The organism is Corallococcus interemptor, from assembly GCF_003668875.1.
GTDB classification, from domain to species: domain Bacteria; phylum Myxococcota; class Myxococcia; order Myxococcales; family Myxococcaceae; genus Corallococcus; species Corallococcus interemptor.
This window is the reverse complement of the sequence record NZ_RAWM01000014.1, coordinates 74,977-100,447: the sequence shown is the minus strand read 5'-3', so window position 1 is coordinate 100,447 and position 25,471 is coordinate 74,977. Positions and strand designations below refer to the sequence as shown.

General features: G+C 70.7%; 18 protein-coding genes. 11 read left to right on the top strand and 7 right to left on the bottom strand.

Annotated features, from left to right (window positions below; genetic code table 11):
- Positions 1-839: 839 nt before the first annotated feature.
- The 8 genes from D7X96_RS07965 to D7X96_RS07925 all read left to right on the top strand — a co-directional run bounded on the left by D7X96_RS07965 (position 840) and on the right by D7X96_RS07925 (position 9,745).
- The gene (locus D7X96_RS07965) at positions 840-1,454 is read left to right on the top strand and encodes a hypothetical protein (protein ID WP_120551142.1); all 615 of its coding nucleotides are present in this window, start codon (positions 840-842) and stop codon (positions 1,452-1,454) included.
- A gap of 80 nt (positions 1,455-1,534) precedes the next feature.
- Positions 1,535-2,884, top strand: a complete 1,350-nt coding sequence (locus D7X96_RS07960; protein WP_121769390.1) for a sigma 54-interacting transcriptional regulator — start codon at positions 1,535-1,537, stop codon at positions 2,882-2,884.
- 519 nt (positions 2,885-3,403) lie between these two features.
- Complete coding sequence (locus D7X96_RS07950) at positions 3,404-4,135, top strand: DUF5953 family protein (RefSeq protein ID WP_370450097.1); 732 nt, start codon at positions 3,404-3,406, stop codon at positions 4,133-4,135.
- A gap of 99 nt (positions 4,136-4,234) precedes the next feature.
- The gene (locus D7X96_RS07945; RefSeq protein WP_121769389.1) at positions 4,235-5,104 is read left to right on the top strand and encodes a DUF2381 family protein; all 870 of its coding nucleotides are present in this window, start codon (positions 4,235-4,237) and stop codon (positions 5,102-5,104) included.
- Complete coding sequence (locus tag D7X96_RS07940; protein ID WP_121769388.1) at positions 5,101-6,909, top strand: serine/threonine protein kinase; 1,809 nt, start codon at positions 5,101-5,103, stop codon at positions 6,907-6,909. Before D7X96_RS07945 ends, D7X96_RS07940 begins: the two co-directional genes overlap by 4 nt.
- A 161-nt stretch (positions 6,910-7,070) precedes the next feature.
- Positions 7,071-8,225, top strand: coding sequence for a serine/threonine protein kinase (locus tag D7X96_RS07935; RefSeq protein ID WP_121769387.1), 1,155 nt, complete (start codon positions 7,071-7,073; stop codon positions 8,223-8,225).
- A 220-nt stretch (positions 8,226-8,445) separates the two neighbouring features.
- Positions 8,446-8,670, top strand: coding sequence for a transposase (locus D7X96_RS41735; RefSeq protein WP_121769386.1), 225 nt, complete (start codon positions 8,446-8,448; stop codon positions 8,668-8,670).
- Positions 8,671-8,812: 142 nt separating this feature from the next.
- Entirely contained in the window at positions 8,813-9,745 is a 933-nt protein-coding gene (locus D7X96_RS07925) for a hypothetical protein (protein ID WP_147468260.1), read from the top strand.
- Between the two features lie 16 nt (positions 9,746-9,761).
- On the opposite strand, the gene D7X96_RS07920 is transcribed toward D7X96_RS07925, so the two are convergent.
- The 3 genes from D7X96_RS07920 to D7X96_RS07910 are packed head-to-tail and all read right to left on the bottom strand — an operon-like array spanning position 9,762 to position 12,707.
- Entirely contained in the window at positions 9,762-10,817 is a 1,056-nt protein-coding gene (locus D7X96_RS07920; protein WP_121724779.1) for a zinc-binding dehydrogenase, read from the bottom strand.
- Between the two features lie 18 nt (positions 10,818-10,835).
- Positions 10,836-12,137, bottom strand: a complete 1,302-nt coding sequence (locus tag D7X96_RS07915; protein WP_121769384.1) for a universal stress protein — start codon at positions 12,135-12,137, stop codon at positions 10,836-10,838.
- 33 nt (positions 12,138-12,170) lie between these two features.
- On the bottom strand, positions 12,171-12,707 hold the full coding sequence (locus D7X96_RS07910) for a flavodoxin domain-containing protein (RefSeq protein ID WP_121769383.1): 537 nt from the start codon (positions 12,705-12,707) through the stop codon (positions 12,171-12,173).
- Positions 12,708-12,876: 169 nt separating this feature from the next.
- Here D7X96_RS07910 and D7X96_RS07905 point away from each other — a divergent pair, with 169 nt between their 5' ends.
- Positions 12,877-15,399: a cation-translocating P-type ATPase gene (locus D7X96_RS07905; protein ID WP_121769382.1), complete on the top strand. Its 2,523-nt coding sequence runs from the start codon at positions 12,877-12,879 to the stop codon at positions 15,397-15,399.
- 111 nt (positions 15,400-15,510) lie between these two features.
- Entirely contained in the window at positions 15,511-18,009 is a 2,499-nt protein-coding gene (locus D7X96_RS07900; protein ID WP_147468259.1) for a sensor histidine kinase, read from the top strand.
- A 5-nt stretch (positions 18,010-18,014) separates the two neighbouring features.
- Here the strand turns inward: D7X96_RS07900 and ppsA are convergent, their stop codons facing one another.
- Positions 18,015-20,354: a phosphoenolpyruvate synthase gene (ppsA, locus tag D7X96_RS07895; protein WP_120551151.1), complete on the bottom strand. Its 2,340-nt coding sequence runs from the start codon at positions 20,352-20,354 to the stop codon at positions 18,015-18,017.
- A gap of 107 nt (positions 20,355-20,461) precedes the next feature.
- On the opposite strand from ppsA, the gene D7X96_RS07890 reads away from it, so the two are divergent.
- Positions 20,462-21,898, top strand: a complete 1,437-nt coding sequence (locus D7X96_RS07890; protein ID WP_121769393.1) for a glycosyltransferase — start codon at positions 20,462-20,464, stop codon at positions 21,896-21,898.
- 6 nt (positions 21,899-21,904) lie between these two features.
- Here the strand turns inward: D7X96_RS07890 and D7X96_RS07885 are convergent, their stop codons facing one another.
- The 3 genes from D7X96_RS07885 to D7X96_RS07875 are packed head-to-tail and all read right to left on the bottom strand — an operon-like array spanning position 21,905 to position 25,470.
- Positions 21,905-24,685: a cation-translocating P-type ATPase gene (locus D7X96_RS07885; protein ID WP_121724763.1), complete on the bottom strand. Its 2,781-nt coding sequence runs from the start codon at positions 24,683-24,685 to the stop codon at positions 21,905-21,907.
- A 32-nt stretch (positions 24,686-24,717) separates the two neighbouring features.
- Positions 24,718-24,861: a hypothetical protein gene (locus D7X96_RS40825; RefSeq protein ID WP_244219491.1), complete on the bottom strand. Its 144-nt coding sequence runs from the start codon at positions 24,859-24,861 to the stop codon at positions 24,718-24,720.
- 30 nt (positions 24,862-24,891) lie between these two features.
- Positions 24,892-25,470 (bottom strand): imm11 family protein, encoded by a 579-nt coding sequence (locus D7X96_RS07875; protein WP_199746861.1) that lies wholly within the window; start codon positions 25,468-25,470, stop codon positions 24,892-24,894.
- Position 25,471 lies beyond the last annotated feature (1 nt).

Sequence of the window (25,471 nt, the reverse complement as noted above, 5' to 3'; positions counted from 1 at the left end):
GAGCATCGGACTCACCGTCCCTTCCCGCAAGCAGCAGCCTGCCGAGCGAGTCGTGCCCGTACGCATACATGTCTCCCGGAAACCCGATGAAGGGTTCGAGGCGCCAGCGCCCTCGACCCTCATGCACCAGCCGGCTGAACCCCCAAGTGCCGAAATCGCCAGAGAGCAAGAGCAACTGGCCGCTGGCTCGCACCAGGCGGCGCGGACGAGGACTCACCACATCCACAGAGAAGGTTCTTCGGCCCGACTCGAAAACAGCGAAGTCACCTCCCCATTCGCCACGGTCCACACCGCGCATACAGGTGTTGCCGTCAGCCATGGCGAAGGAGGCAGCCCCCAGGCCGGGCACACTGCGACAGGCCCCGGCTGATGCGGCCACCACCCCGTGACCATCGCCGTCCGTGGACGCGAGCGGGAAGACCCCCTCCTTGAGGTGCGCCCTCATCCAATCGTCGCTCTCCCGTAGCACGGCGCAGTCCGGCGTTTGGACCCAAACGCGCTCTCCGGTGGCCTGCCATGGGTGGGCTCTCTCCCCGCCGCCAGGAGAGGAGGCACATGCGCCAAGGAGCGCGGCGAGCGTCGTCGTCAAGAGCGCACTCGCCTTGCTGCCCAGGAGCTTGGTGGAACTCATGGAGCGCCTCGCTGGGTTGCATGCGGCTTCCTCGTCCATGCGCCTCCGCCCCGGATGCCTCCGGCGGGGTGGATGGTGCAGGATTCGACGGATTGTATACCCTCTGTGGCGCCTCCTCAATCTCCACGGAGGCGCCGGGGTCTGCACGGGAGCGCTTGTCTTTGAGCCGATCGCCTGGCGGGGTAATGACAGGCATCGCCCCGGCGCCGTGGACCTTGCCTTGATGACAAACTCTTTTGAAGTACGCCCCCTGACCCGCGCGGAAGAACTCGACGCCTACCGGAGGCTGCTCTTCGAGGTCTACATCGAAGAAGCCGGCTGGAACTTCAACCCGGACAATCCCTCCGGAATCCGGATCTCCGATCGCAAGTTGCTGGATGACCGGGATGACATCGCCACCTGCTTCGGGGTCTTCAGGCAGGACGTATTGGTGGGGGGAGGCCGCATCTGCGGAAGGTTTCAGGGTCGCTTCGAGGTCCATGGCTACCAACCCGAGCGGGACCTGGGCTTCCTTGACGTTCCCAACCTGTTCGAAGCAGGCCGGGCCGCCCTGCGACCCGAAATCAGGGGCAGCGACGCCTTCCCACTGCTGGTCTTGCACATCTTTGAATACTGCAAGAGCAACCGCTTGTTTGTATTCACGACCCCAAGCGTGCGATCCGTGATGCGCTTCTATCACTCGATTGGGATGCCAGCGGTCGAGGGGTGCAGGTTCAGGTTCGAGCCCGAGGATCCAGCGGAGGCGCAGCTGTTCCTGGTGGACTCAGAGGACGTTCTGGACACCGTGATCCAGAAGCTGCGTCAACTCCTCCGTGGCGTTTGAGGAATGGGCCATCTCCAACCTCCCCGGAGGACCCAGCGGGCGGACAGGGCGGCGTGTGCCCTGCTGGTACACTCCCAGGGATGACGGACCGAGCTGGGAGCGAGCGCGACTTGTACCTCGACGTGCTTTCCATCCTGGAGGCCGCTGACACCACCGAACCCTGGAGACGGGTCCTCGCCGGCCTGGTGTCGCAAACCGGCGCCGAGAGTGCCTACGTCGAGCTGCACCCGGAGTCCTCGGCGGGCGAGCGCGTGTGGACGTTGTTCCATGGGTGCTCTCCGGGTGACAGGGAGTGCATCCGTGCAGCGCAGGACGTTCCGTGGGTGGTGCTCTGCGTCCCGCTGGCCGGAGGGGCGGCGGGAGCCCTCTACCTGGAGGGCCGTCCGGCTGGCGGAGCCTTCCCGCCCGAGGCCGTGCAAACCGTGGAGAACGTCGCGCGCTTCCTCAACACGACCTTGCGGGGACGCACGCTGGCAGGTCCGGAGAACACCGAGGACCCGACCCTGCCGTTCCGGCGGCGGCTCCGCGTGGACGCCTTCGCAGGGCACAGCCATGCCCTCGCGCGGGTCTTCGAACAGGTGGAGCTCGCCGCGGCGCGGGACGACACCGTGCTCATCCGGGGACCGCTGGCCACCGGCAAGACGGAACTGGCGCGGGTCATCCATGAGCACAGCGCGCGCAGGGAAGGCCCCTTCGTGGAGGTCGACTTCCTCGTCATCCCCGGTGAGTTCATCGATGAGGTGCTCTTCGCCTCAAGTCCCCGACCTCTCTCCAGAGCGCACGAGAAGGGAAAGGCGGCGGAAGCAGAAGGGGGCACGCTGTTCCTGGACGACATCGCCGAGGTGCCCCTCTACGCGCAGGGCATCCTGCTACGGCTGCTTGAGCCCCGGGGTGCGAAGCCGAACAGGCGGGTGATTGCCGCCACCGATGCGAACCTGGAGGAATTGGTCGCGGAGGGGCAGTTCCGGAAGGACCTCTTCGACCGCCTGAGTGGCTTCACCCTCCACCTGCCGAGCCTCGCCGAGCGGCGCGAGGACATCCGCGACCTGGTGGACTCGCTGTTGGGAGCGCTGGCGGAGAAGCGGGCTCTCCCGCAGCTTCGTCCCTCGCGCGGGCTCTACGAGTTCTGTGAGGCCTCGGACTGGCCTGGCAATGTGCGGCAGCTGCGAAGCGAGCTGGAGGCGGCACTCCTCCGTGCCTCCAGGGAAGGAACCGCCTTCATCGAACCGAGGCACCTGGCGGATGGGCCCCGCGTGCGCGAGGTGAGCCGAACGTCATTCTACGAGGAGACGCGGCGGTTCCAGCGAGACCTGCTCCGCCGTGAGCTGGATGCGAGTGATTGGAACGTGAGCGAGGTGGCACGCAGACTCGACCTCACCCGCTCGAATCTCTACAACCTCATCCAGGCTTTGGAGCTGGCCCGGCCATAGCCGTCTGCTCGGCGAGGGACGGCGCCATCGGACTGCAAGTCGAGATCCTCCGGGCAAGCTCGTGCTCATCGCGCTCCCCCTGGGGCGACGAACCTTTGTCACCCGGTGAAGACACCCCAGCAGATGTCGTTGCGCGTCCGCTGATCATCAAGGACCAGCTCACGGAGGGCCGTGGGGATCCGCTTCCGCTGCCATCCCGCCCCTTATCCACGCCCGTCCCACGGCGATGGCGTCACGGGGGGCGCGTGTCCCCAGAGGACGCCTTCTCGAAGAGGGGCAGGACGTGCTCCGCGCAGACGGCGGCCCACTCCGCGAGCAGGTGGGAGCATCGGCGGCATGGGAGCCCTGTTGCGGGCGAGGGGCGGGGTAGGTGGTGGGCCAGGAGGGCCTTGCGACATGCCCTGGACGGTGAAGGAGGCCCCCAAGGAGGCCAGCACGTCGCGCTGCAGGCGCACCCCTGCCTTGAGCGTGCGACCGGTTGCCGCGAGCTGCTCGAGAGGGTGCGACCCTCAGCCGAGAGTGACTCCCAGAGCGCCTGCTGCGGTGGCCCCAGCGCCGGAGCCAGGCGCGGCGGCTGCTCGGGCAGCTGAAGGTGAGCCCGGCTTACGCCTGGGGTGGACGATGTCGGAAAAGGGGGACCTCGCCGCCTTGCCTCAACGCGACGAGTGGGTCGCGGCCAATATGGCAAACGGCGGTTTCCCGTTCCTCTGCAACGATGATGACAACCAGCTCGTGACGGTGGCCGGACAGGAAAACCCAAACGGTCTTGCATCAGGAAGCCCGCCGCATTTTGAAATCCATGCGGACCTGCCACTCGACGCAGTCGGCCTCGCGGGGGCTCTCGATGTGCTTGCAGGTGTAGCGGAGGGCGCTCGCGCCGTATGGGGGCATGCAACACCGAGCGGTTATGGTGGGATCGTGGCGCAACAGTTCCGCCATCCCGGCGATGCGCTGCACGTTCCGCCCCAGGGACTGCCATCGCTCAAGCTCCCATGGGACAGGTCCACGCCTGAGGTTCCGCACTTCCTCGGATGGCTGAACTACTGGTCTGCCGCTGCCGCACGGGCCATCGGATTCCCAGACCTGGCTCGGGACGCGGACCTGCTTTCACAGGCGCGGCGCACGGCATCGGGCGGCTGGGTCGTGCAGCTCACCGACGCGCCGCTCGACTTGGACAACCCCGCCCACCTGGACGCGCTCCTTCGGGCCTATGAGCGCTTCCCGGAGATCGTCGGGCGTGCAGCGCCTTGACTCGATTCGGGTCACGGGATGCCGCTCCGCCTGTATGAAAGAGCCCCACTGCGCGGGCGTCCGCGATGGTAGCCTTCCCATTCGGGAGGTCATGCACCATTGCTCCAACCTTTCAGATTGGCTCTCGCCCTCGTGCTTGTCTCGGGAGCTGCTGCGGGGGCTGAGCCGGCCACGGGGGCGCGCGTTGATCGTAAGCGCTCCGTGACCATCGCCAGCACGCCTGCCGAACCGCTGCCCGTCGTCCATGTCGCGGCGGATGCCCGGACGGTGTTCCTGTTCTCTGCGCCGATCCAGCGGAAGACCGTCACCTTCGACGAATCCCGGATCCGTGTCCTGGACGCGGGCGAGCGGTCGATCATCGTTCAGCCCGTGGCCAACCTTACCGACGGCGAGCGTCAGGAGATTGGGGTCTTCTTCGCCGACGGCCGAGCGCCCACCCGGGCCGCCTTCGTGCTCGTGACAGACCCGCGCGACGTTGATGCACTGATTGACGTGCAACGCCCGGAGCCGCCGAATACGGCCTGCCAGCCCACGGCCCAAGCCCCAGTGCCGAAGCCGGAAGACTTCGTGCTCCTTGGCTACGTGGACGCGAAGGGCGTCACGGCGTCCAGCCGCAAAGGCACGCTCGATGCTGTACAGGGGTTGATTTTGGACAGAATCGTAGCCTTTCGGGGCACGGGGTGGATTTTGGCGGACGTGACGATTGCGAACGGCACTGACCGCCCCGCCTGGACACCACGGGAAGCGATGTTCGTGGGGCGAGTCGGCATGCCCCTGCGGGCGCGACTCGTAGCCAAGAAGCCGGGAGCAATCCCCCCGGGGGAGGACGGGCGCGTTCTGGCGGTCGTGGAAGTACCCAAGACGGAAGCAGACCTCGTCTTCACCCTGGAGGTGCGTGGGGATGAGGGGCGTCGGCTCACGATTCCAGACGTGCGTTTCCTGAAGCCCGCCGTGGAGGATGCTCAATGAGCGCGACGCTGCTTCACGTTCCGCCCGGTACTTTGATTGACGGTTGGCAGGTTTCCAAGCCACTCGGTGACGGAGGCTTTGCGTTCGTCTTCCTTGGCGAAAAGAACGGCAGGCACCGGGCCATCAAGGTGGCCCAGCACCGGGAGTCCAGCGGCGACCCCAAGCAGACCCATGCCCGGACGCTGCGGGAGTTGACGGCGCTGCTCATGCTGGACCATCCCCACATCGTCCGGCCGCAGGGGTACGGCCTAGCGGAGAGTGGGAACCTGTACCTCGCACTCGACTACGTGGACGGCTGGACGCTCGCGGAGTGGGCGGAGCGCAAGCACCCGACCGTTCGCGAAATCCTCGGGGTCTTCGAGAAGATCGCCGGTGCGCTGGCATACATGCATCGCCGGGGCATCCTGCATCGGGACTTGAAGCTGTCCAACGTGCTCGTCCGCAAGAGCGACGGTGAGCCCGTCATCATCGATTTCAGTTGCGCTACCTACACCTTCGCCGAAGGCCTGACGGATGGGGGGTTGCCTCCAGGGACAGACCGCTATCGCGCGCCCGAGCAGTTCAAGTTCCTGCGCGAGCACAAGGACGAGCACCGTGCCCGCTACGCCTTCCAGGTCGCCGACGAAATCTTCGCGGTCGGCGTCATGCTCCATGAGCTGCTGACAGACCCACGCCCGACGGAGTTTCGTCCGCGCTTCGACTTGAACAGCCCTGCCCTCCCACCGCCGCCCCCTCGATTGGCGAATGCGCGGGTGCCAGCGGCATTGAGCGACCTCGTCGAGACCATCCTGGCCCGAGACCCCAAGGGGCGTCCGGTCGATACCGAAGCGCTGCGCCGCGAGCTGGCGGACCTCCGTACCGAGCGCTCCGCTGAGTATGACGTGCCGGCCCATCCTCCCGCTGAACAGCGTCGCGGAGTGCCAACACCTGCGGCACTGGCAACGACCTCCGCGCCGCAATCCCTCAAGCGGCATGTGGCCATGATGGAGCGACCGCCTCGCGCGGGAAGGTGGCTTGCAGGCGTCGTTTGTATCGTCGCGCTCGTCATGGCTGCGGCCCTCTGGCGCTCGTCAGGGAGCGCCCCCAGCGGGCCTGCCGGGTCGCGCGACGCCGCAGCCCCACGCCCTCCTCCTGCCACCACCCATTCCCCACCGACCAAGACACCCCCTCCTGCTATGACACCTGCTGGCCCTTCGTTCGTGACAGTCCCGGGGCCAGCCATCGCCGCTGCCCCGAAGGAAGGATCCGCCTTGAAGACCCCAGCACCCGAAGCCTCGCCCCCAGGACGTGCGCCCCGAATGCCGAAGAAGTCCGTTGCCGCCGTCGAGTGCGCTTCGCTGTCGCTCGTCGCGGCGCTGGCGGCGGGTTGTCCGGGTGCCCAGATCCGTCCAGAGCGCTTCACCTGCCCGGCTGGGGCGGAAGAGGCCATGCGGGAGCAACTTCACTGGGAGGAAGGGGACCGCTTCTCCCTTCAACTCGATGAACGCCAAGCGGGTTTTGACAATGTATGGTTCACCGCTGGCGCGGAGGTGGTGGGGGTGGTCCCCAAAGGCGTCAACGATGACCGGCAGGCCGCGGTCGCCCCTCGTGGGACGCGCTTCTACGGCAAGGCCTACTACCTCTCCGACAAGATGGGGCGTGCGGAGGGGCCGGCACTCGTCATCCGGTACGACCGCGTGAAGCTCCCGGGGCAGGAGGAGTACCCCATTTGCTTCGTGCACGAGGGAACTGCCGTGGCGTTCAAGGACGGCAAGGTGATGGCGGTCAATCGAGGCTCCGGGACAGTGGTGGACCGCTGGCCCTGAGCGCGCCCGGGGCGACGTGGTGGGTAGGTGCTTGATTTCGCCCCCGCCTCCTCAAACTCGACATGACCTCCCAGGGTCGTTCCACGACGGCCCATCCCACAGGTAACTTCGTCCACGACGCGTCGGCCTTCGGATGCCTGCGCGAAGAGGAGGAAAAGAGCATGTCGGAAAGTGAGTTCAGGCTTCCACGCGGGGCGATTCTCTTCACCCGGGACGGCTTCCAGTACGAGTTCCGCGAAGACCTGGGAGAGGTCCACCACGGGTTGAGTCTCTTGCTGGCCCGGCGCCGTACCTCCGAGGGCAACATCCGGGGCAAGGTGCTGCTCAAGGCGGTGGGCGTTCCGAAGTTGATGGAGCTGCCTCGCATCAAGCGGGCGCGGGCGAAGCTTGAAGAGCAGGTGCGCCTCGCGACGTACCTCGACCATCCGGGCATCCTCCGTGTCCATGGACTGCACAAGGCAGAGGGGTGCTGGTACGTCATCACCGAGCATCCGTCGGGGCACAGCATCAACACCCTGTTGACGCTCTCGGGGGAGTGCGGTCGCCGGGTCTCTCCCTTCTTCACCCTCCACGTCGGGGCGCGCGTCGCCGAGGCCCTGGAGCATGCCCACGAGGCGAAGGACGAACAGGGGCGCTCCCTCAACATCGTCCACCGGGCGCTCGACGTTGAGCACATCTTCGTCGATTGGAACGGCGACGTGCAGGTCTCCGACTTTGGGCTCGCCCTTTCGGACCTGCCCGGCCGCGTTTCATCCACGGTGCGTCAGCCGCAGGGGGATGCGTTCTACTCCTCCCCGGAAATGCTCCTGACGGGCCGCGTGGACGCGCGCTCGGACCTCTTCGCGCTTGGCAATGTCCTGCTTGAACTTGCGACGGGGAAGAACCTCCTGGATGCCCCGGATGCCTTGACCGAAGAGGTGAAGGGCTCGCTATCGGTCAGGCAGCGCGTGCGGGTCCGACGTGCCGTCAGGCGGGCTCGGCTCGCAGGCAGCCCTGTTGGCGTGGAGGACGCGATCTGGCGCGCGGCGACCTACTCGCAAGCGGACCTGGAGGCGTTGACGGAGTCGCTTCCGCAGGGGTTGGGCCTGGCACTGCGCAAGCTCCTCCAGCCCCGCCCGGAAGCCCGCTACCAGACGGCGAGGGAACTGGCGGCGGACCTGCGCCGCTGGCTTGGAGAGGGAGATGCCTACGGCCGGAAGGAAGCGGTGGCTGAACTGCACGAGATGGCGAAGCGATCCCGCGAGGTGATGGTCGAGCTGGGCATGCGGCGCCCCCGTGGCATCCAGGCGTCCCAGGACGAGATCAGCACGAACTAGCCACGCTGCCTGCAAGGAGGCTCCACTCCAGTCCCGCCATGTTGCACGTATGTCGCATGAAGCTGCGGCATGGGGTGGAACATGGCGGGACAACAGGTCATGCGGCGGGATATCGAATCCGGGTCGCTCCGAGCGGTAGCGAGGTAAGGGCGCGATCCTGCTGGGAGTTTCGCACCGCCCGGTGCGGGTTCGATTCCCACCGCCTCCATTCTTTTAGGGGCTGTCCCTGCTCTCGTGTTCGAGAAGCGATGCCGATTGGGGTCGCGTCGAACCCCTGCTGGGCTCCGGGAGCGGCCTTCGCTCGAAGCGAGGAGACCGTGACTTCATCAACGCAGGGGTGTGGCGCGTGAAGACCGGGGTGCAGTGGCGGGACTTGCCCGATTGGGGCGTTCTCGGCGACCTCGCCGTCCTGCACGTCGCATCCATGCTTCTTTGGCTGCGCTAATCAGGGACAGCCCCTGGCCCCCGCTTTCCCTTTTTCATGACTCGCTGTGCGGACGTGGCTGTGATTGCGCGTGCGGGTCCGCCTGCCTTGACCGTGTATTGTTCAAAATCCTATCATCGGCCCCTTCCTGAGGGGGAAGTCCATGCAAGGGTTGAAGTGGTTCGTGGGCGCGCTCGCGTTGCTGGCGCTCGCGTGTGGCGGGGTGTCTGAACCGTCCACGCCGGTGCTGCGCGACGGTGAGGGGCTGCTGGAGCTGCCGCTGGTGTCGACGTCAGCGGGACGCAGCTACAAGCTGGTGGGGGCGACGTTCGCCATCACCGGCCCGCAGAACGCGACCCTCACGGACACGTCCACGGATTCCGTGATGCTGCCGCTCATCGCGGGGACGTACTCCATCCAGATGAACGGTGACTGGCACGTGGAGCGCACGGACGCGCCGGGCGTCACCGTTCCCGTCACGCTGGTGTCCCCGAACCCGATGCGGTTCACCCTGGGCGAGGGGGAAACGCAGCCCGTGCGCTTCCTGTTCAAGGTGCCGGGAGATGGCACCGTGAACGTGGGCATTGGCGTGGACTCTGGGGGTTGGATCTCCGGAACCATCCAGTTCGACGCCTATGATGGGCCGCTTCCCGCGGATCCCCCGGACTACTTCGCGGAGCTGCGCGGGAAGTCGGTTCCCTTCGTCATCACCTTCGAGTCCGCGACGCTCACGCGGGTGGACGATTATTGGACCAAGCAGGTGGAGGTGCAGACCAGCCCCATCACCGTGCAGTTCGGTGGCGCGCCCACGGTCGTCCTGCAGCAGTTCGCTTCCGCGTTCCGGGGACTCCCGCTGTCCTTCACCCTGATGGGCAGCACCCAGGGCTCTGGCTGGATGTCCATGATGCACATCCAGACCGCGTCCGGGGGCTTCAACTGGGACCTGGATATGTCGCGGGCCATGCTGGACGTGGATGCGGAGGGCTTTCCCCTCCTGAAGCCGTTCTCCTTCAACCAGGTCAACACGATGCTCTTCCGGCAGTACATGGGGAACGCCTCGGGCATCGTGAGCAACGGCACCTTCGCGCCGCGCTAAGCCACCACCGGCCTGCTCAAGGTCGGATGGCGACCTTGAGCACGCCGTCCTTGCGCTGGCTGAACAGCTCGTACGCCTCCTGGATGTCCTTGAGCTGGAAGCGGTGCGTGAAGAGCGGCGTCAGGTCCACGCGCTTCGCGCGCACCACCTCCATCAGGCGCCGCATGCGCTCCTTGCCGCCCGGGCAGAGCGTGGTGACGATGCGGTGGTCTCCCAGCCCCGCCGCGAAGGCGTCGTAGGGCAGCTGCAGCTTCCCGGAGTACACCCCCAGGCTGGACAGCGTGCCGCCGGGGTTGAGCGAGCGCAGCGCGCTTTCGAAGGTCTGCTGCGTGCCCAGCGCCTCAATCGCCACGTCCACGCCGCCACCGGTGAGCCGCTTCACCTCCGCCACCACGTCCTGGTTCCGGAAGTCGAGCACCACGTCCGCGCCCAGCTTCTTCGCCATGGACAGACGCGCCTCGTCCCCGTCCACGCCAATCACCAGCGACGCGCCCATCAGCCGCGCCCCCACGGTGGCGCACAGGCCAATGGGCCCCTGCGCGAACACCACCACCGCGTCACCTATCTTCACGCCGCCGGACTCCGCGCCGCTGAAGCCCGTGGACGCGATGTCCGCCAGGAGCAGCACCTGTTCGTCCTTCAGCTCGTCCGGGATGGGCGCCAGGTTCGCCTGCGCGAAGGGCACGCGCACGAACTCCGCCTGCACGCCGTTCATCGTGTTGCCCAGCCGCCAGCCCCCCGCCGCTTCAATGCCCCCGCCGTGGCCGCACTGGGACGCGTGCCCGGAGAGACAGCCCCGGCACTGGCCGCACGGGGTAATCGCCCCCACCAGCACGCGCTGCCCCGCCTGGTAGCCCGTCACCCCCGGGCCCAGCTCATCGATGACGCCCACCATCTCATGGCCCACGGTGAGGCCGGGCTTCACCGGGTACTCCCCGCGCAGGATGTGCACGTCGGTGCCGCAGATGGTGGTGAGCGTCACCCGGACAATGGCCTCGCCCGCGCCCGCCTTCGGCCGCTCCACGTCCTCCACGCCCAGCTTCTGGGTGCCCCGGAATACCGTTGCCTTCATGGCTCACCTCGTCTGTCTTCAGGCGCGCGGCATGCGCACCGTCACGGCGGGCCGGTCGCTGCGGGCCATCACCTGTCGCGCCACCGAGCCCAGCACCGCGCGGCCCACGCCCGTGCGGCCGTGCGTGCCCAGGCACACGAGGTCCACGCAGTAGCGCTCCGCGGCCTGGGTGATGACCCCCGCCACGTCATCGCCCTTGAGCACCGTCAGCTCCACCTTGTGCGGCCCCGCCTCCTGCTCCGTCGCGGGCACCCGCAGCTCCAGCTGGTGGCGGGCGGCCTGGACGGCCTCGGGGGACGCGTCCGCGGGCTCCACGTGCAAGAGGTGCACGGTGCCTCCGGGCGGCGTCAGCGCGAAGGCATAGGCGACGGCGCGGTCCCCCGGCTCCGTGAAGTCCGTGGTCGCCAGCACCGCGCGCACCCGGGGCGGCTCGGTGGCCATGCCCTGCTCGGCCGTGAGCACCGGCACGCTCACCACGGACATGGAGGCCAGCCGCCGCGCGTGCTGGGACACGCTCCACAGCCGCGCGAGCGCCTTGCGGTGGTGCGTGCCCACCACCAGCACGTCCACGTGCTCCTCCTCGGCCAGCGCCACCAGGTGGTCCGCGACGCGGCCCAGCCCCGGCTCCAGCCGCGCGCGCACCGTCACGCCGGGAATGCGCAGCGGCTCCAGCAGCGCGTCCGCCTCCCGCTCCAGCGCCTCGCGCAGCTCCAGGGACACGTCCTTGTAGCTGCGCGGGTGCACCAGCCCCAGCCGCTTCGCCTCCTCGGAGACCCAGAAGATGCGGCCGCCCACCACCTCCAGCGGCCCGAAGCGCGACAGCTCCTTCACCCAGTCCCGCGCGACCTCGAAGGGACGCGAGCGGTCCACGCCCACCATCACCCGCAGCGGACGCTCGCCGCGCGCCCAGGCCTCCAGCGCCGAGGCCTCGCGGACCACCAGGAAGGGCACCGTCAGCGCCTGCGCCATCCTGTCGACCGTGCCGCCCAGGCCCAGGAAGGGCGTCTCCTCGCGAGGCGCGGCGGACACCACCAGCTTCAGGTCGCGCTCCGTCACCAGCGCGCTCAGGGCCCCCTCCGGCTCACCGGTGAGCACGACGGGTTCGACCCGCGCGCCGGACAGCGCCTCCAGCCGCCGCGCCTCGTCCTGGAGCGCGCTCCGCACCGCTTCATGCGCGCGCTCGCCGAAGGTGCGCACCACGTTGCCCGGCAACGCGTGCACCAGCAGCAGCGAGGCGTCCATCCGCCGGGCGAGCAGGGCCGCCGTCTCACCCGCGCGCCGGGAGGCGTCCGAGAAGTGGGTGGTGCTCGCGATGTTCATGGCCCCTCCTGGCCGTCGCCGGTTTCAAGCTAGTCACCGCGGTGCTTCCTGGTGCAGGGCCGCGGAGCCGGCCCACGGACGCCCGGCCTCCCGCAGCTCCAGGGCCACGCCGCGTACCCATCGGGTGATCCGCCCGGGGTCCCGCCAGTCCCCCGCGTGCTCGCGCGCCATGGCGTGGGCGATGAAGCCCCGGGCGTCGGACTCCAGTCGCCCCCCGAAGGTCTCGTGGCCCCGGGCCCCCACCTGCTCCATGAGGGCCCGCACCTGCGCCGTGGGCGGGATGCGCTCCTGCGACGCCGAGTCGTCCAGCGGTCCGCTGGAGAAGAACCAGACGGGCCGCCCGCGCAGCTCATGCAGGTGGTGGTGCACGAAGCGCCGGGCCCGGTGGTGCCAGTGGTTGGCGTAGAGCCCACCTCCGACGATGACGGCGTCGTAGACGCGCACGTCGTCGACGGCTTCCGGGGGCGCCGCCTCCGCGTCGAAGCCCTCGTCCCGCAGGACGCGGGCCATCAGCCCGGCGATCTCCCGGGTCCCGCCCAGCTTGCTTCCATAGGTGATGAGGATCCGCATCGGTGCCCTCCCTGGCCCCTGGCCGGTGACCTCCGTCATGTGTGGCCCCTGGGAGGGACGCGCGCAGAAGGCCACCGGCCGGCAGCCCTTCCCCGGAGGGCCGTGCCGCTCGCGTGCGCGGTGCATTGCCGTCGCCCCCGCGGGGCCCCAGCTTCTTCGCGGGGGCGTCATGCGAGTCCTGGTTCCAGTCCTTCGCCTGCCTCATGGCTGGGAAGCCGCGCGCGGTCTGGAGACGGAGGAGGTGCTGGCGCGCCGCGCGCGCCATGGCCCCAACGACGTGCAGGGCCGGCCTCCGCGCTCCACGCTGCGGAGCCTGCGCGAGGCCGCGAGCGACCCGATGCTCTGGTTCCTGGTGGGCACGAGCGCCCTCTACTTCGCCCTGGGCGAGCGCGTGGATGGCGCGGTGATGCTGCTGGCGCTCGCTCCGCTCCTGGGCATGGACGTCTTCCTGCACCACCGGACCCAGGCCTCCACCGAGGGCCTGCGCGGACGCCTGGCCGCGCACGCGACGGTGCTGCGGGAGGGCCGCGAGGCGGTGGTGCCCGCGGCGGACGTGGTGCCCGGAGACCTGGCGCGCGTGGAGGCGGGCCAGCAGTTCCCCGCGGACGGCCTGGTGATCGAGGGGCAGGGACTGCAGGCCGAGGAGTCCTCGCTCACCGGTGAGTCGCTGCCCGTGCGCAAGCGGCCGCTCACGCGCCTTCCCCCGGGCGCGGAGCCCGCGGTGGACGCGGTGCACTGGGGCCTGGCCGGGACGCGGCTGCTCACCGGGACGGCCTGGGTGCGCGTCGTCTTCACCGGCCCGGAGACGCTGTACGGGAGCATCATCCGCTCGGCGGGGCAGGAGACGCGGGCGCGCACGCCGCTCCAGCACGCGGTGGCGCGGCTGGTGGCGGTGCTGATGGGCGTGGCGACGGCGCTCTGCGCGGTGCTGGCGCTCGTCCGCCTGCGCCAGGGTTTCGGGTGGCTGGATGCGCTCCTGAGCGCGGCGACGCTCGGCGTGGCGGCGCTGCCCGAGGAGTTCCCCGTGGCCCTCACGTTCTTCCTGGGCGCGGGGGTGTACCGCCTAGCCCGGCGGCAGGCGCTGGTGCGGCAGGCCGTCTCCGTCGAGAACATCGGCCGCGTGAGCTGCGTGTGCTCGGACAAGACGGGCACGCTGACGGAGGGGCTGCTGCGGGTGGCCCGGCTGCTGCCGTCACCCGGCACCTCGAATCGGGCGCTGCTGGAGACCGCGGTGCTGGCGTCGCGGGAGGAGGGGAAGGATCCGCTGGACGTGGCGCTCCTGGAGGCGGGGGCGGCCTGGCAACCGGCGCTCTCCGCTTCTCCCCGCGAGGCCACCTTCCCCTTCACCGAGGACCGCCAGCGGGAGACGGCCGTGGTGCGGCGGGAGGACGGGACGCTGCTCGCCGCGGTGAAGGGCGCTCCCGAGCGGGTGCTGGACCTGTGCGCGCTCTCGCCGGAGGCCCGGCGGGAGTGGGCGCTTCGCGTGGACGCGCTCGCGTGCGAGGGCCACAAGGTCATCGCGTGCGCGAGCCGCACGCTGGACGCGGCGCACTGGCATGGCGGAGAGCCGGACCGGGGCTTCGGCTTCGCGGGGCTCGTGGCGTGCGAGGACCCGGTGCGCGCGGGCGTGGAGGCGGCGGTGCGGGAGTGCCGCGACGCGGGGCTGCGCGCGGTGATGGTGACGGGGGACCACCCCCGCACGGCGCTCGCGGTGGCCCGGCGGCTGGGGTTGGGGGGCGAGCACCCGGTGGTGCTCACCGGAGAGGCCCTGGAGGCGCGGCTGGCCGACACCGGACGCGTGCCGCCCGTGGACGTGGTGGCGCGTGCGCTGCCCGCGCAGAAGTACGCGCTGGTGAAGGCGCTGCGCAAGCAGGGCGAGGTGGTGGCCGCCACCGGCGACGGGGTGAACGACGTGCCGGCGCTCCAGGCCGCGGACGTGGGCATCGCCATGGGGGAGCGGGGCACCCGGAGCGCGCGAGAGGCGTCCTCCATCGTGCTGCTCAACGACGACTTCGGCACGCTGGTGCGCGCCATCGCGGAGGGCCGGCAGCTGTTCTCCAACCTGCAGCGCTGCTTCCTCTACCTGCTGCTCATCCACATCCCGCTGGTGGGCACGGCGGCGCTGATGCCGCTCTGGGGGCAGCCGCTCGTGTACCTGCCCATCCACATCGTGTGGCTGGAGCTCATCATCCACCCCACCGCGATGCTGGCCTTCCAGTCGGCCGCGCGCCCCGGCCAGCTCACCGCGCTGCGCGCGAGGCCCGCCGCGCGCTTCTTCTCCTGGCGGGAGTGGGCCCTGCTCACCGCGGTGGGCGTGCTGCTGGCGTGCGGGCTCGTCTGGGCCTGGACCCGGTGCCTGTCGCAAGGGGCCGACGTCGAGCGCGCGCGGGCGGTGGCGATGGCCACGCTCACGCTGGCGAGCGCCACCTTCGCGGCGGTGCTCACCCGGCTGCGGACCCGCACCGCGCGGTGGGTCTGCGCCCTGTCGCTGGGCTTCTCCGTGCTGCTCATCCAGGTGCCCGCGCTGGGCGCGCTCGTGGGGCTGCACCCGCCCACGGCTCGCGACTGGGGCCGGGTGCTCGCCGCCGTGGGCGCCGCGCTGGCGCTCCTGCTCGTCGCGGGGCCGCGCGCGCGGGGAGGCCTGCTCCGGCGGCGAGCCGGACAGCCCACGCTGGCCCCGGAGGCCTCATGACGGCCCTGTCGCGCGTGACGCCCCCCGGCCGCTCGCGCTTTTCCCCGGACCGGACAAGCAGGACGCATTGCCGGGCCCCGCGCCGGACCCCAGGTTCTCTCCAAGGGTGTCATGCGAATCCCCGTTCCGGTCCATCGCCTGTCCTGGGCCCGGGAGCCCGTGCGCGCCCGTCCAGGCGGTCCGCCGCCGCGCGCGCGGTGGCTCCAGAGGTCCGTGCCCGTGGCGAGCGTGTTCGCGGCCGGGGTGGGCACGCTGCTGCTCTGCGTCCGCGCCCTGTCCCTCCCCCAGCCCGCCCTGCACGACGGAGGCCTCCCGTCACCCTTCGACGCCTGGGGGCTCATCGCGGCGAGCGGTGGGCTCTGGCTGCTTCGTGCGGCCGAGGTCCCCGGATGGCGGCGCGGGGTGGGAAGGGGCCTGGCGGCGGCGGCCGGCCTCCTGGGGCTCGTGGGGCTGGTCCATCGCGATGTGGCGAGCGGGGCGTGGCTGCTGCTGACGGGGCTGTCGCTCGAGCTGCTGCATGTCCGCACGCGCCGGGGGTGGCACCCCTCGCGGTGGTTGGCCTCGTGCACCGTGCTGCTCACGGCGTGGAACCTCATCGCGGGCGTGTACCAGGAGCACCCGTTCCGGCTGACGCCACTGGACGCGCTGGATGAGACCGGCAGGCCGCTGGGGCTCTTCGTGTCGCTGGCCCTGCTGCTGCTGTCGGTGGGAATCCTCTCCGTCCATCCGGACCGGGGCCTGATGCGCGCGCTCTCACGCGACGACCTGGGAGGCCACTCGGCGCGGCGGCTGGTGTTTGCGGCCCTGCTCGTCGTGCCCGCGGCGGGGGCCGTCCGGCTCATGGGGGAGCGGCTGGGGCTCTATGAAACGGCCACGGGCACCGCGTTCTTCGTGCTGATGACGCTCATCGTCTTCCTCGGCGTGTCCCTCTGGAACGCGGACGCCCTGTCCCGGCTGGACTCGAGCCGGCGGAGGGCGGAGGACGTGCTGCGCCTGAGCGAGGAGCGCTTCCGCACGTCGTTCGAGGGCGCACCCACCGGCATGGCCCTGGTGGACCTGGATGGCCGCTTCCTCCACGTCAACGCGGCGCTCTGCGGCCTGGTCGGCTATTCGCGCGAGGAGCTGCTCAGCCGTTCGTTCCAGGACCTCACCGTGCCGGAGGACCTGCCGGTGGACCAGCGCAACGCGGAGCGGATGCGCAACGGCGAAATCGACTCGTTCCAGCGGGAGAAGCACTACGTGCGCAAGGATGGCCGGCGCATCGCCATCATCCTCTGGGGCACGGTGGTGCGCGACGCGCGGGGACGGCCCGTCCACTTCATCTCGCAGATGCAGGACATCACGGAGCGCGAGGAGCTGGAGCTGGCCTCGCGCTTCCTGGCGGACGTGGGCCCGCGGCTCGCTTCGTCGCTGGCGTCCAGCACGACGCTGGCCACGGTGGCGACGCTCGCCGTGCCCACGCTGGCGGACTGGTGCGTGGTGGCCAGCCTGGATTCGGACGGACACATCCGGCGGGTGGAGAGCGCGGCCGCGGAGCCCCGGATGGCGCGGTGCCTGCGGAAGCTGGGCGCGGCGTACTGGCCGGAGCCCTTCCATCAGGAGAGCATCACCGCCTCCGTGCTGAGCACGGGGCGGGCGGCGCTCCTGCCGGAGGTGAAGCCGGAGCTGCTGGAGGCGGCCGCGGTGGATGCCAGGCAGAAGGAGCTGCTGCTGCAGCTGGCGCCCCGCTCGGCCATCGTCGTGCCGCTGCGCAGCCGGGAGCGCAACCTGGGCGCGCTCGTCCTCGCGACGTCCGGCTCCGGGCGCCGCTACGGGGAGCACGACCTGGCCCTGGCCGAGGAGCTGGGCCGCCGCGCCGCGCTCGCCCTGGACAACGCCCGCCTGTTCGAAAGGTCCGAGCAGGCCAGCCGCATGCGAGACGAGGTGCTGCGCATCGTGGCCCATGACCTGCGCGCCCCGCTCAACGTCATCCAGCTCAGCGCCGGGTTGCTGGAGAAGGGCCTGCCCCCCAGCAACGGCAACCGGCGGCACCTGGACGCGCTCCAGAAGTCCGTGCACCGGGCGAACCGGCTCATCCAGGACCTGCTGGACGTGGCCCGGCTGGAGGGGGGCGCGCTGTCGGTGGAGCGGGAGCCCCTGGCGGTGGCGCCGCTCGTCCAGGAGGCCCTGGAGCAGCACCGCGCGCTCGCGGAGGCGAAGTCGCTGCGGCTCGTGGCCCGCGTGCCGGAGGACCTGCCCTGCGTCCTGGCGGACCGGGAGCGGGTGCTGCAAATCCTCGCCAACCTCCTGGGCAACGCGTCCAAGTTCACGCCCGAGGGAGGCTGCATCACCCTGTGCGTCCAGCCGGAGGCGGGACACGTCCGCTTCCAGGTGAGCGACACGGGCCCTGGCATCCCCCCGGAGGACCTGCCGCGCATCTTCGAGCGCTTCTGGCAGGCCGGGCCGAAGCGCCGGGAGGGCGCGGGGCTGGGGCTCGCCATCGTGAAGGGGCTGGTGACGGCCCATGGCGGGAAGGTGGACGTGGAGAGCACGCCCGGCGAGGGGAGCACGTTCTCCTTCACGCTGCCAGTGGAGGAGGCCACCGGAGCGCAGGCCGGCTCGTACGCCTGAGCGCGCTAGTGGCGCAGGGCGGCCTCCAGCAGGAGCCGGCGCTCCGCCGCCGCGATGACGGCCCGGGTCGCGCCGACGGCGCCGGGGTCCACGGAGACGGAGGTGATGCCCGCGCGGACCAGGTGCTCCGCGAAGGCCGGCCGGTTGGACGGAGCCTGGCCGCAGAGGGAGCACGTGATGCCCGCGTCGCGGCTGGCGCGGATGATGTGGACGATGGCGTCCAGCACCGCCGCGTCCTCCTCGTCGAAGAGCTCCGCGCACAGCTCCGAGTCCCGGTCCACGCCCAGCATGAGCTGCGTCAAGTCATTGGAGCCGATGGACACGCCGGTGATGCCCAGCCGCGCGTACTCCGGGATGCGGTACACGACGGACGGCACCTCCGCCATCACCCAGCGCTCCAGCCCGCGCTGGCGCCCCAGCCGGCTTGCGTCCACGGCCTCCAGGCACGCCTCCAGCTCCCACTTCGTCCTCACGAAGGGAATCATCAGGTGGAGGTTGGGCGTCTCGTCGCGCACGCGGGCCAGCACCTCCAGCTCCAGGCGGAACACCTCGGGCTCGCGCAGGTAGCGGTAGCAGCCGCGAAAGCCAATCATCGGGTTGGACTCGGTGGCCTCGAAGTCGCCGCCGCCCTCCAGCCCCCGGAACTCGTTCGTGCGGAAGTCCGTGGTGCGGTACACCACCGGGCGTCCCTGGAAGGCGCGGGTGATGGACAGCAGCGCGCCGGACATCCGCTCGACGAACTCGCGGCTCCTGCCCTCGGCGATGAGCTTGCGCGGGTGCACGCCGCCCAGGGCCTCGGTGAGCATGAACTCCGCGCGCAACAGCCCCACGCCGTCCACCGGGAGCGCCGCCGCCTCTTGCGCCTGTCCTGGCAGCGCCAGGTTCACGTAGAGCCGCGTGCCCAGGGGCTCCGGCCCGTAGGCCTCCCGGGGCTGTCCCTGCGCCTGGCGGGAGGGCTCCACCGCCGTCACGGCCGGGGATTCCGGTGCGCGGCCCTCGCGCACGGTGCCGGTGGCGCCGTTCACGGTGACGTCCTCTCCGTCGCGCAGGACCTTCGTGGCCTTGCGCGTGCCCACCACGCAGGGCTTGCGCAGTTCGCGGCTGACGATGGCCGCGTGGCACGTCATGCCGCCGCTGTCGGTGACGACCGCCGCCGCGCGCCGCAGCGAGGGCACCCAGTCCGGAGACGTCATGGGCGCCACGAGGATTTCACCGGCCGCGAGCTTCGAGCCCTCCTTCGCGTCGCGCAGCACCCGCACGCGTCCGGAGGCCACGCCGGGGGACGCGCCCAGGCCGCTCACGAGCGTCTGGCCCGTGGGCGCGGCGGTGTCCTCCGGGGCCTTGCCCAGGGCGGTCGTCACCGGACGCGACTGGACCAGGTAGAAGCGGCCGTCCTCTTCCGCCCATTCGATGTCCTGGGGCGCGCCGTAGTGACGCTCCACGCGCAGCCCCAGCCGCGCCAGCTCCAGCACCTCCACGTCCGTGAGCACCCGCGCGCGGGCCCGCTCCGGCGGCAGGTCCTCGCGCTTCTCATGGCCCACGCCGTCGCGCAGCAACTGGAAGGCCTTCTCGCCCACGCGGGCCTCCAGGATGCGGGGCCCCGCGCGGTCCACGACGTAGGTATCGGGCTCCACCTGTCCACCCACGACGACCTCGCCCAGGCCGAAGGCGCCCTCGATGATGAGGCGCTCGCGGTCGCCGCTCGTGGGGTCCGCGGTGAACATGACGCCCGAGCGGTTCGAGTCCACCATGGCCTGCACCACCACGGCGATCTCCGGCACGTCCGTGAGCCCCTGCGCCTTGCGGTAGGCCACCACGCGCGGGCCATAGGCCGAGGCCCAGCACGCACGCACGCGGTCGACGAGCGCGTCGTCGCCCACCACGTTGGTGAACGACTCGTGCATGCCCGCGAAGGAGGTGGTGGCGGTGTCCTCGGCGGTGGCGGACGAGCGCACCGCCACCGCGGCGCGCTCCTCCAGCTGGTGGTACGCGGCGAGGAGGGAGGCGCGCAGCCCGTCCGGCATCGGCGCCTGGAGCACCAGGCCGCGCAGCGCCTCCGTGGAGCCGGCGAGCGAGCGCGAGTCATCCGGATCCACGCGCTCCCACAGCTCGCGCAGCCGGGCGCGCACGGGCTCCATGGCCTGGAGGAAGGCGCTGGCGGTGATGACGAAGCCCGGGGGCACGGGCAGCCCGGCGCGGGTCAGCTCTCCCAGGTTGGCGCCCTTGCCTCCGGCCTGGGCCACGTCCTCCCGGGACAGGGCGTCGAACCAGAGGATGGACGGGGCGGCCGCCGGTCGCGGTTGCGGTGCCTGGACGGCGGGCTCTGGGGAAGGGGACGGGTCCATGATTTTGAACTCCTCGCGCTCCTTCCAAGCTGGAGCCGGAGCCCGCCGGACGCACGGCCTTGCGCGCGCGGCTGGTGGCCCAGACGTTCCCGGTTGAGGGAATCCCCATGCTCAAGCCCTTCGAGGTCCACGTGCAGGCCAGCTCGCTGGCGCCCTTCCACGCCGAGCTGCCGGGGGCGGAGTGGGAGGCGCTCCAGGCGAGCGCGCTGCAGGCCCGGGACCGCATGGTGGGCCGCACCTTCTGGAACGTGAACTCCACGGCGCGGGGCGGCGGCGTGGCGGAGCTGTTGCCCCGGCTGCTCGCCTACGCGCGCGGGGCCGGCGTGGACACGCGCTGGATGGTCATCGAGGGCACGCCCGCCTTCTTCCACGTCACCAAGCGGCTTCACCACGCGCTGCATGGCTCGCAGGGGGACGGCTCGCCCCTGGGGCCCTCCGAGCGCGCCTGCTACGACGAGGTGCTTCGCGACAACGCGGAGGAACTGCTGGTCCTGGTGCGGCCCGGGGACGTGGTGCTGCTGCACGACCCGCAGACCGCGGGGCTGGCACCGGCGCTCGCCGCCGCGGGCGCGCGCGTGGTCTGGCGATGCCATGTCGGCTGCGACATGCCAGACGAGGAGGTGGCGCGGGCGTGGCGCTTCCTGGAACCGGGACTCACCGCCGCGCGGCTCGCCGTCTTCTCCCGCGCCGCCTACGTGCCGCCCATGCTCGCGGACCGGTCCGTCGTCATCCCGCCCTCCATCGACATCTTCGCGGTGAAGAACCAGCCCATGGCGCCGGAGGTCACGCGCTCCATCCTGGGCCACACCGGGCTGATGGAGCTGCCGCCGGACGCGCCCGAGCCCGTCTTCACCCGGGCGGACGGCGTCCCGGCCCGGGTGTCGCGCGGGGCGGACATCGTGCGGCTGGGCTCCGCGCCCGCCCCTGATTCTCCCCTCGTGGTGCAGGTCTCCCGCTGGGACCCCTTGAAGGACCCGGTGGGCGTGCTGCGGGGCTTCGCGCAGCTTCTTCTCGAGTCGCCCGGCCTGTGCGCGGAGCTGGTCCTGGCCGGGCCCTCGGTGATGTCCGTCGCGGATGATCCGGAGGCGGCGGCGACGCTGGAGACCGTCATCGCCGCGTGGCGCGAGCAGCCGCACTACCTGCGCCAGCGCGTCCACCTGGCGTGTCTGCCCATGGCGGATCCGGAGGAGAACGCCGCCATCGTCAACGCGCTCCAGCGCCACGCGGCGGTGGTGGTGCAGAAGAGCCTGCGGGAGGGCTTCGGGCTCACCGTCACGGAGGCCATGTGGAAGGCGCGGCCCGTGGTGGCGAGCGCGGTGGGCGGCCTCCAGGACCAGGTGCGCCACGAGGTGGACGGCCTGCTGGTGCGCCACCCCGGGGACCCGGTCGAGTTCGCCGCCGCGGTGCGCAGGCTCCTGGTCGACCCCGTCCTCGCGGCCCGCCTGGGGACCCAGGCGCGCGAGCACGTGCGGACCCGCTTCACCGCCCCCCGCCACCTCTCCGACTTCGTGGACCTGCTGGAGCAACTGGACGCGCGCGTGTAGGCGCCCTCACGTGGCGCTCACGCTCTGTCCCGGCTCCCGCCGCCGCGAGCGCAGCCACTTCTCCAGCCCCACGACGGGCAGCACGCAGGCCCCCACCAGCACCGAGCGCGCGATGTCCCCCAGGGACAGCGGCGCGGACCCGAAGAGGCGCTGGAGGAAGGGCACGTACATGAAGGCGGCCTGCAGCAGCACCAGCGCGGCGATGCCCATGAACACGGTGGGGTTCTGGGTGAAGCCCACCTCGCGCGTGGAGCCGGTCAGCGTGCGGCACAGCCACAGGTAGAAGATTTGAAAGCTGACCACGGTGTTGACGGCCATGGTGCGCGCCTCGGCCAGGGCCTGGGGGTTGGAGGCGTCATGGCCGCCGCCCTGGCGGGTGAACTCCCAGAGGAACAGGCCAATGGCGCCCGCGGCCATCAGGAGCGCGACCAGGCAGGTGCGCATCACCACGAAGTGGCTGAGGACGGGCGTGTCCGGCGCGCGGGGCCTGCGGCGCATGACGTGGCGCTCCTTCGCCTCGAAGGCCAGGGGCAGCGCCAGGGTGACGGTGGCCACCAGGTTGATCCACAACAGCTGCGTGGGCCGCATGGCCAGGAGCGGCTCGCGCACGCCGCCGGCTTCCTGGAGCGGGAAGAACGTCACGCCCAGCATGAGGATGAGGGCGAGCCCCAGGTTGGTGGGCAGCACGAAGGCCAGCGACTTGACCAGGTTGTCGTAGACGCGGCGGCCCTCCTCCACGGCGGCGACGATGGTGGCGAAGTTGTCGTCCGTCAGCACCAGGTCCGCGGCCTCGCGGGACACGGCCGTGCCGGTGATGCCCATGGCCACGCCGATGTCCGCCTGCTTGAGCGCGGGCGCGTCGTTGACGCCGTCGCCCGTCATCGCCACCACGTGCCGCTGCGTCTGGAGCGCGCGCACCAGCCGCAGCTTGTGCTCGGGCGCCAGCCGCGCGAACACGTTCGTGTCCTGCACCGCCCCGGCCAGCTCCGCGTCGCTCATGGCGGACAGGCGCGCGCCGGTGAGGCCCGGATGCCCGGGCGCGTGGATGCCCAGCTGGAGCCCGATGGCCTCCGCCGTGCCCGGGTGGTCGCCGGTCATCATCTTCACGCGGATGCCCGCGGCGTGGCAGGCCCGCACGGACGCCACGGCCTCCTCGCGGGGCGGGTCGATCATCCCCTGCAACCCCAGCAGCGTGAAGCCGTCCTCCACGTCCTGCATGCGCAGGGCCTGGGCCCGGGGCATGCCCTTGCGCGCGAAGGCGAGCACGCGCAGCCCCTGCCGCGCCATGCGCTCCACCTCCGCCAGCACGGCGTCCCGGTCCGTCCCCGGCCCGCAGCGGCGCAGCACCACCTCCGGAGCGCCCTTGAGGAACAGCTCGGCCTGCTCCGGGCCGCCCGCGTTCAGCGTGGCCATGAACTGGTGCTCGGACTCGAAGGGGATGGCGTCCAGGCGGGGGTGGCGCTCGCGCAGCTCCGTCACGCCCAGGCCCGCCTTCCTCGCGGCGAAGAGCAGCGCGCCCTCCGTGGGGTCGCCCGTCATGCCCCAGCGTCCCTCCCGGGGCTGGAGGTCCGCCTCGTTGCACAGCACGCCCGCGACGAGCAGCGCCTGCACGTCCCCGGGCGTCTCCTCCAGGGGGCTGCCCCCGCGCAGCAGGTCGCCCATGGGGGTATGGCCCACGCCGGTGAGCGCGTAGTGCCCGGCCTGCGTCCACAGCGCCTGCACGGTCATCTCATTGCGGGTGAGGGTGCCCGTCTTGTCCGAGCAGATGACGGTGGTGCTGCCCAGGGTCTCCACGGCGGGCAGCTTGCGGATGACGGCGCGGCGGGACGCCATGCGCTGCACACCAATGGCCAGGGCGATGGTGACGATGGCGGGCAGCCCCTCCGGGATGGCGGCCACCGCCAGGGTGATGGCCACCAGCACCGCGTCGCTGAAGGCATAGCCCCGGAGCATCCCCACCCCCAAGAGCACGGCGGACAGCACGACGATGCCAGCGGAGATGACGCGGCCCAGCCGGGCCAATTCGCGCGTGAGCGGCGTGCTCAGGTCCGTGGCCTGCTCCATCAGGTGCGAGATGCGGCCCAGCTCCGTGGCGCTCCCGGTGGCGACGACGACGGCGGTGGCGGTGCCGGACGTCACCAGCGTGCCCCCGAAGGCGAGGCTCGCCCGGTCCCCCAGCTCCGCGTCCCCGGCGACGGCCGCGACGTGCTTGCTCGCGGGCACGGACTCGCCGGTGAGCGCGGCCTCCTCCACCTGGAAGTTGCGGGAGTGCAAGAGGCGCAGGTCCGCGGGCACGCGGTCGCCGGACGCAAGCTGCACGACGTCCCCGGGGACGAGCTCCGCCGCGGGCCGCGCCACCAGGTGCCCGTCGCGCAGCACGTGCGCTGACTCCGGCACCATGTGGTTCAGCGCCTCGATGGCCCGGCCCGCGCGGTACTCCTGCACGAAGCCGATGGCGGTGTTGAGGACCACGACGGCCGCCACGACGAGCCCGTCCGTCACCTTGCCCAGCAGGATGGCCAGGGCCGCGGAGGCGATGAGGACCCAGATGAGCGGGCTGTCAATCTGCCGCCACAGCAGCTTCCACGCGCTGTCCGGCCGCGAGCGCTCCAGCACGTTGGGGCCGTATCGCCCGAGCCGCTCGCGGGCCGCCACGTCCGTCAGCCCGTGGGGCGTGGTGGACAGCTGCTCCAGCACGGCCTCCGGGATGAGCGCGTGCCAGGGGACGGAAGGCGTGCCCGGGGCACGAAGGACGGCCTGCTTCCTGGGATGTGACGGCTCCTGCATGGCATGAAGCTGGCCACGGGCAGGGCCGCCCGTCAGCGGGAGGCGAGCAGCCGTGCGGTGGTGTCGCGCAGCGCCTGCCGCGTGGCCGCGTCCTCGGCGACGGCGGGCCACGGCTGCTCGGCCTCCGGGCGCTCCCTGGCCCGCTTCGCCTGGGACAGCAGCCAATGCCAGCGCATGGCCCGAAGCCTGCCAGGATTGGGAGTGGGTCAGTGCGCTCCTGTCACGCGCTCGAAGGACACCCCCAGGTTTCCGACCGCTTCGAGGGCGTTCTTGACGTCCTCCGAGACGATGAACGCAATCTTGAACTTCTTCAGCCGGAAGACACGGGCACCTTCGGTCTTGGAGGGATCGATTCGAAGTCCGTAGATCCAGTTGTACTCCCCTTCATATCCAGGGGCCGGATCGTCCTTGTCATAGTGATGCACCTCCCGGCACCGTGCCTCGTCGATGCAATCAATCACCTTGGTGGCATTGACGACGAAGTGCTGTTCGGGCACCCCCTCAATAGACACCGGGAAGAGCTGCACGTCGCCAGGTGCAAGAGTCTTGAAGACGTTCGCGATGGCTTCACTGGCGATAGGGGCTGCTTCAATCACAGAGAAATCAAATGTTCGCTGCCTGCCTGGATGCGCGATTCGTGCCGTGATGGCTCCCAGGTCGGGAAGAACGCGACCATCCGCGAACATCCAAGGCTCGTCGAATGGCTCACCGGAATCCCGTGTCGGAGTCTCAAGGAGCCACCTCGGCACACCTCCAAGCTCGACCGAGTAGAAGTGACGTTCCACC

Excerpts from the sequence above, each read along its gene's own strand:
- D7X96_RS07960 (WP_121769390.1), top strand. The coding sequence starts at position 1,535 with ATGACGGACCGAGCTGGGAGCGAGCGCGACTTGTACCTCGACGTGCTT.
- D7X96_RS07940 (WP_121769388.1), top strand. The coding sequence starts at position 5,101 with ATGAGCGCGACGCTGCTTCACGTTCCGCCCGGTACTTTGATTGACGGT.
- D7X96_RS07935 (WP_121769387.1), top strand. The coding sequence starts at position 7,071 with ATGTCGGAAAGTGAGTTCAGGCTTCCACGCGGGGCGATTCTCTTCACC.
- D7X96_RS07925 (WP_147468260.1), top strand. The coding sequence starts at position 8,813 with ATGCAAGGGTTGAAGTGGTTCGTGGGCGCGCTCGCGTTGCTGGCGCTC.
- D7X96_RS07920 (WP_121724779.1), bottom strand. The coding sequence starts at position 10,817 with ATGAAGGCAACGGTATTCCGGGGCACCCAGAAGCTGGGCGTGGAGGAC.
- D7X96_RS07915 (WP_121769384.1), bottom strand. The coding sequence starts at position 12,137 with ATGAACATCGCGAGCACCACCCACTTCTCGGACGCCTCCCGGCGCGCG.
- D7X96_RS07910 (WP_121769383.1), bottom strand. The coding sequence starts at position 12,707 with ATGCGGATCCTCATCACCTATGGAAGCAAGCTGGGCGGGACCCGGGAG.
- D7X96_RS07905 (WP_121769382.1), top strand. The coding sequence starts at position 12,877 with ATGCGAGTCCTGGTTCCAGTCCTTCGCCTGCCTCATGGCTGGGAAGCC.
- D7X96_RS07900 (WP_147468259.1), top strand. The coding sequence starts at position 15,511 with ATGCGAATCCCCGTTCCGGTCCATCGCCTGTCCTGGGCCCGGGAGCCC.
- ppsA (WP_120551151.1), bottom strand. The coding sequence starts at position 20,354 with ATGGACCCGTCCCCTTCCCCAGAGCCCGCCGTCCAGGCACCGCAACCG.
- D7X96_RS07890 (WP_121769393.1), top strand. The coding sequence starts at position 20,462 with ATGCTCAAGCCCTTCGAGGTCCACGTGCAGGCCAGCTCGCTGGCGCCC.
- D7X96_RS07885 (WP_121724763.1), bottom strand. The coding sequence starts at position 24,685 with ATGCAGGAGCCGTCACATCCCAGGAAGCAGGCCGTCCTTCGTGCCCCG.
- D7X96_RS40825 (WP_244219491.1), bottom strand. The coding sequence starts at position 24,861 with ATGCGCTGGCATTGGCTGCTGTCCCAGGCGAAGCGGGCCAGGGAGCGC.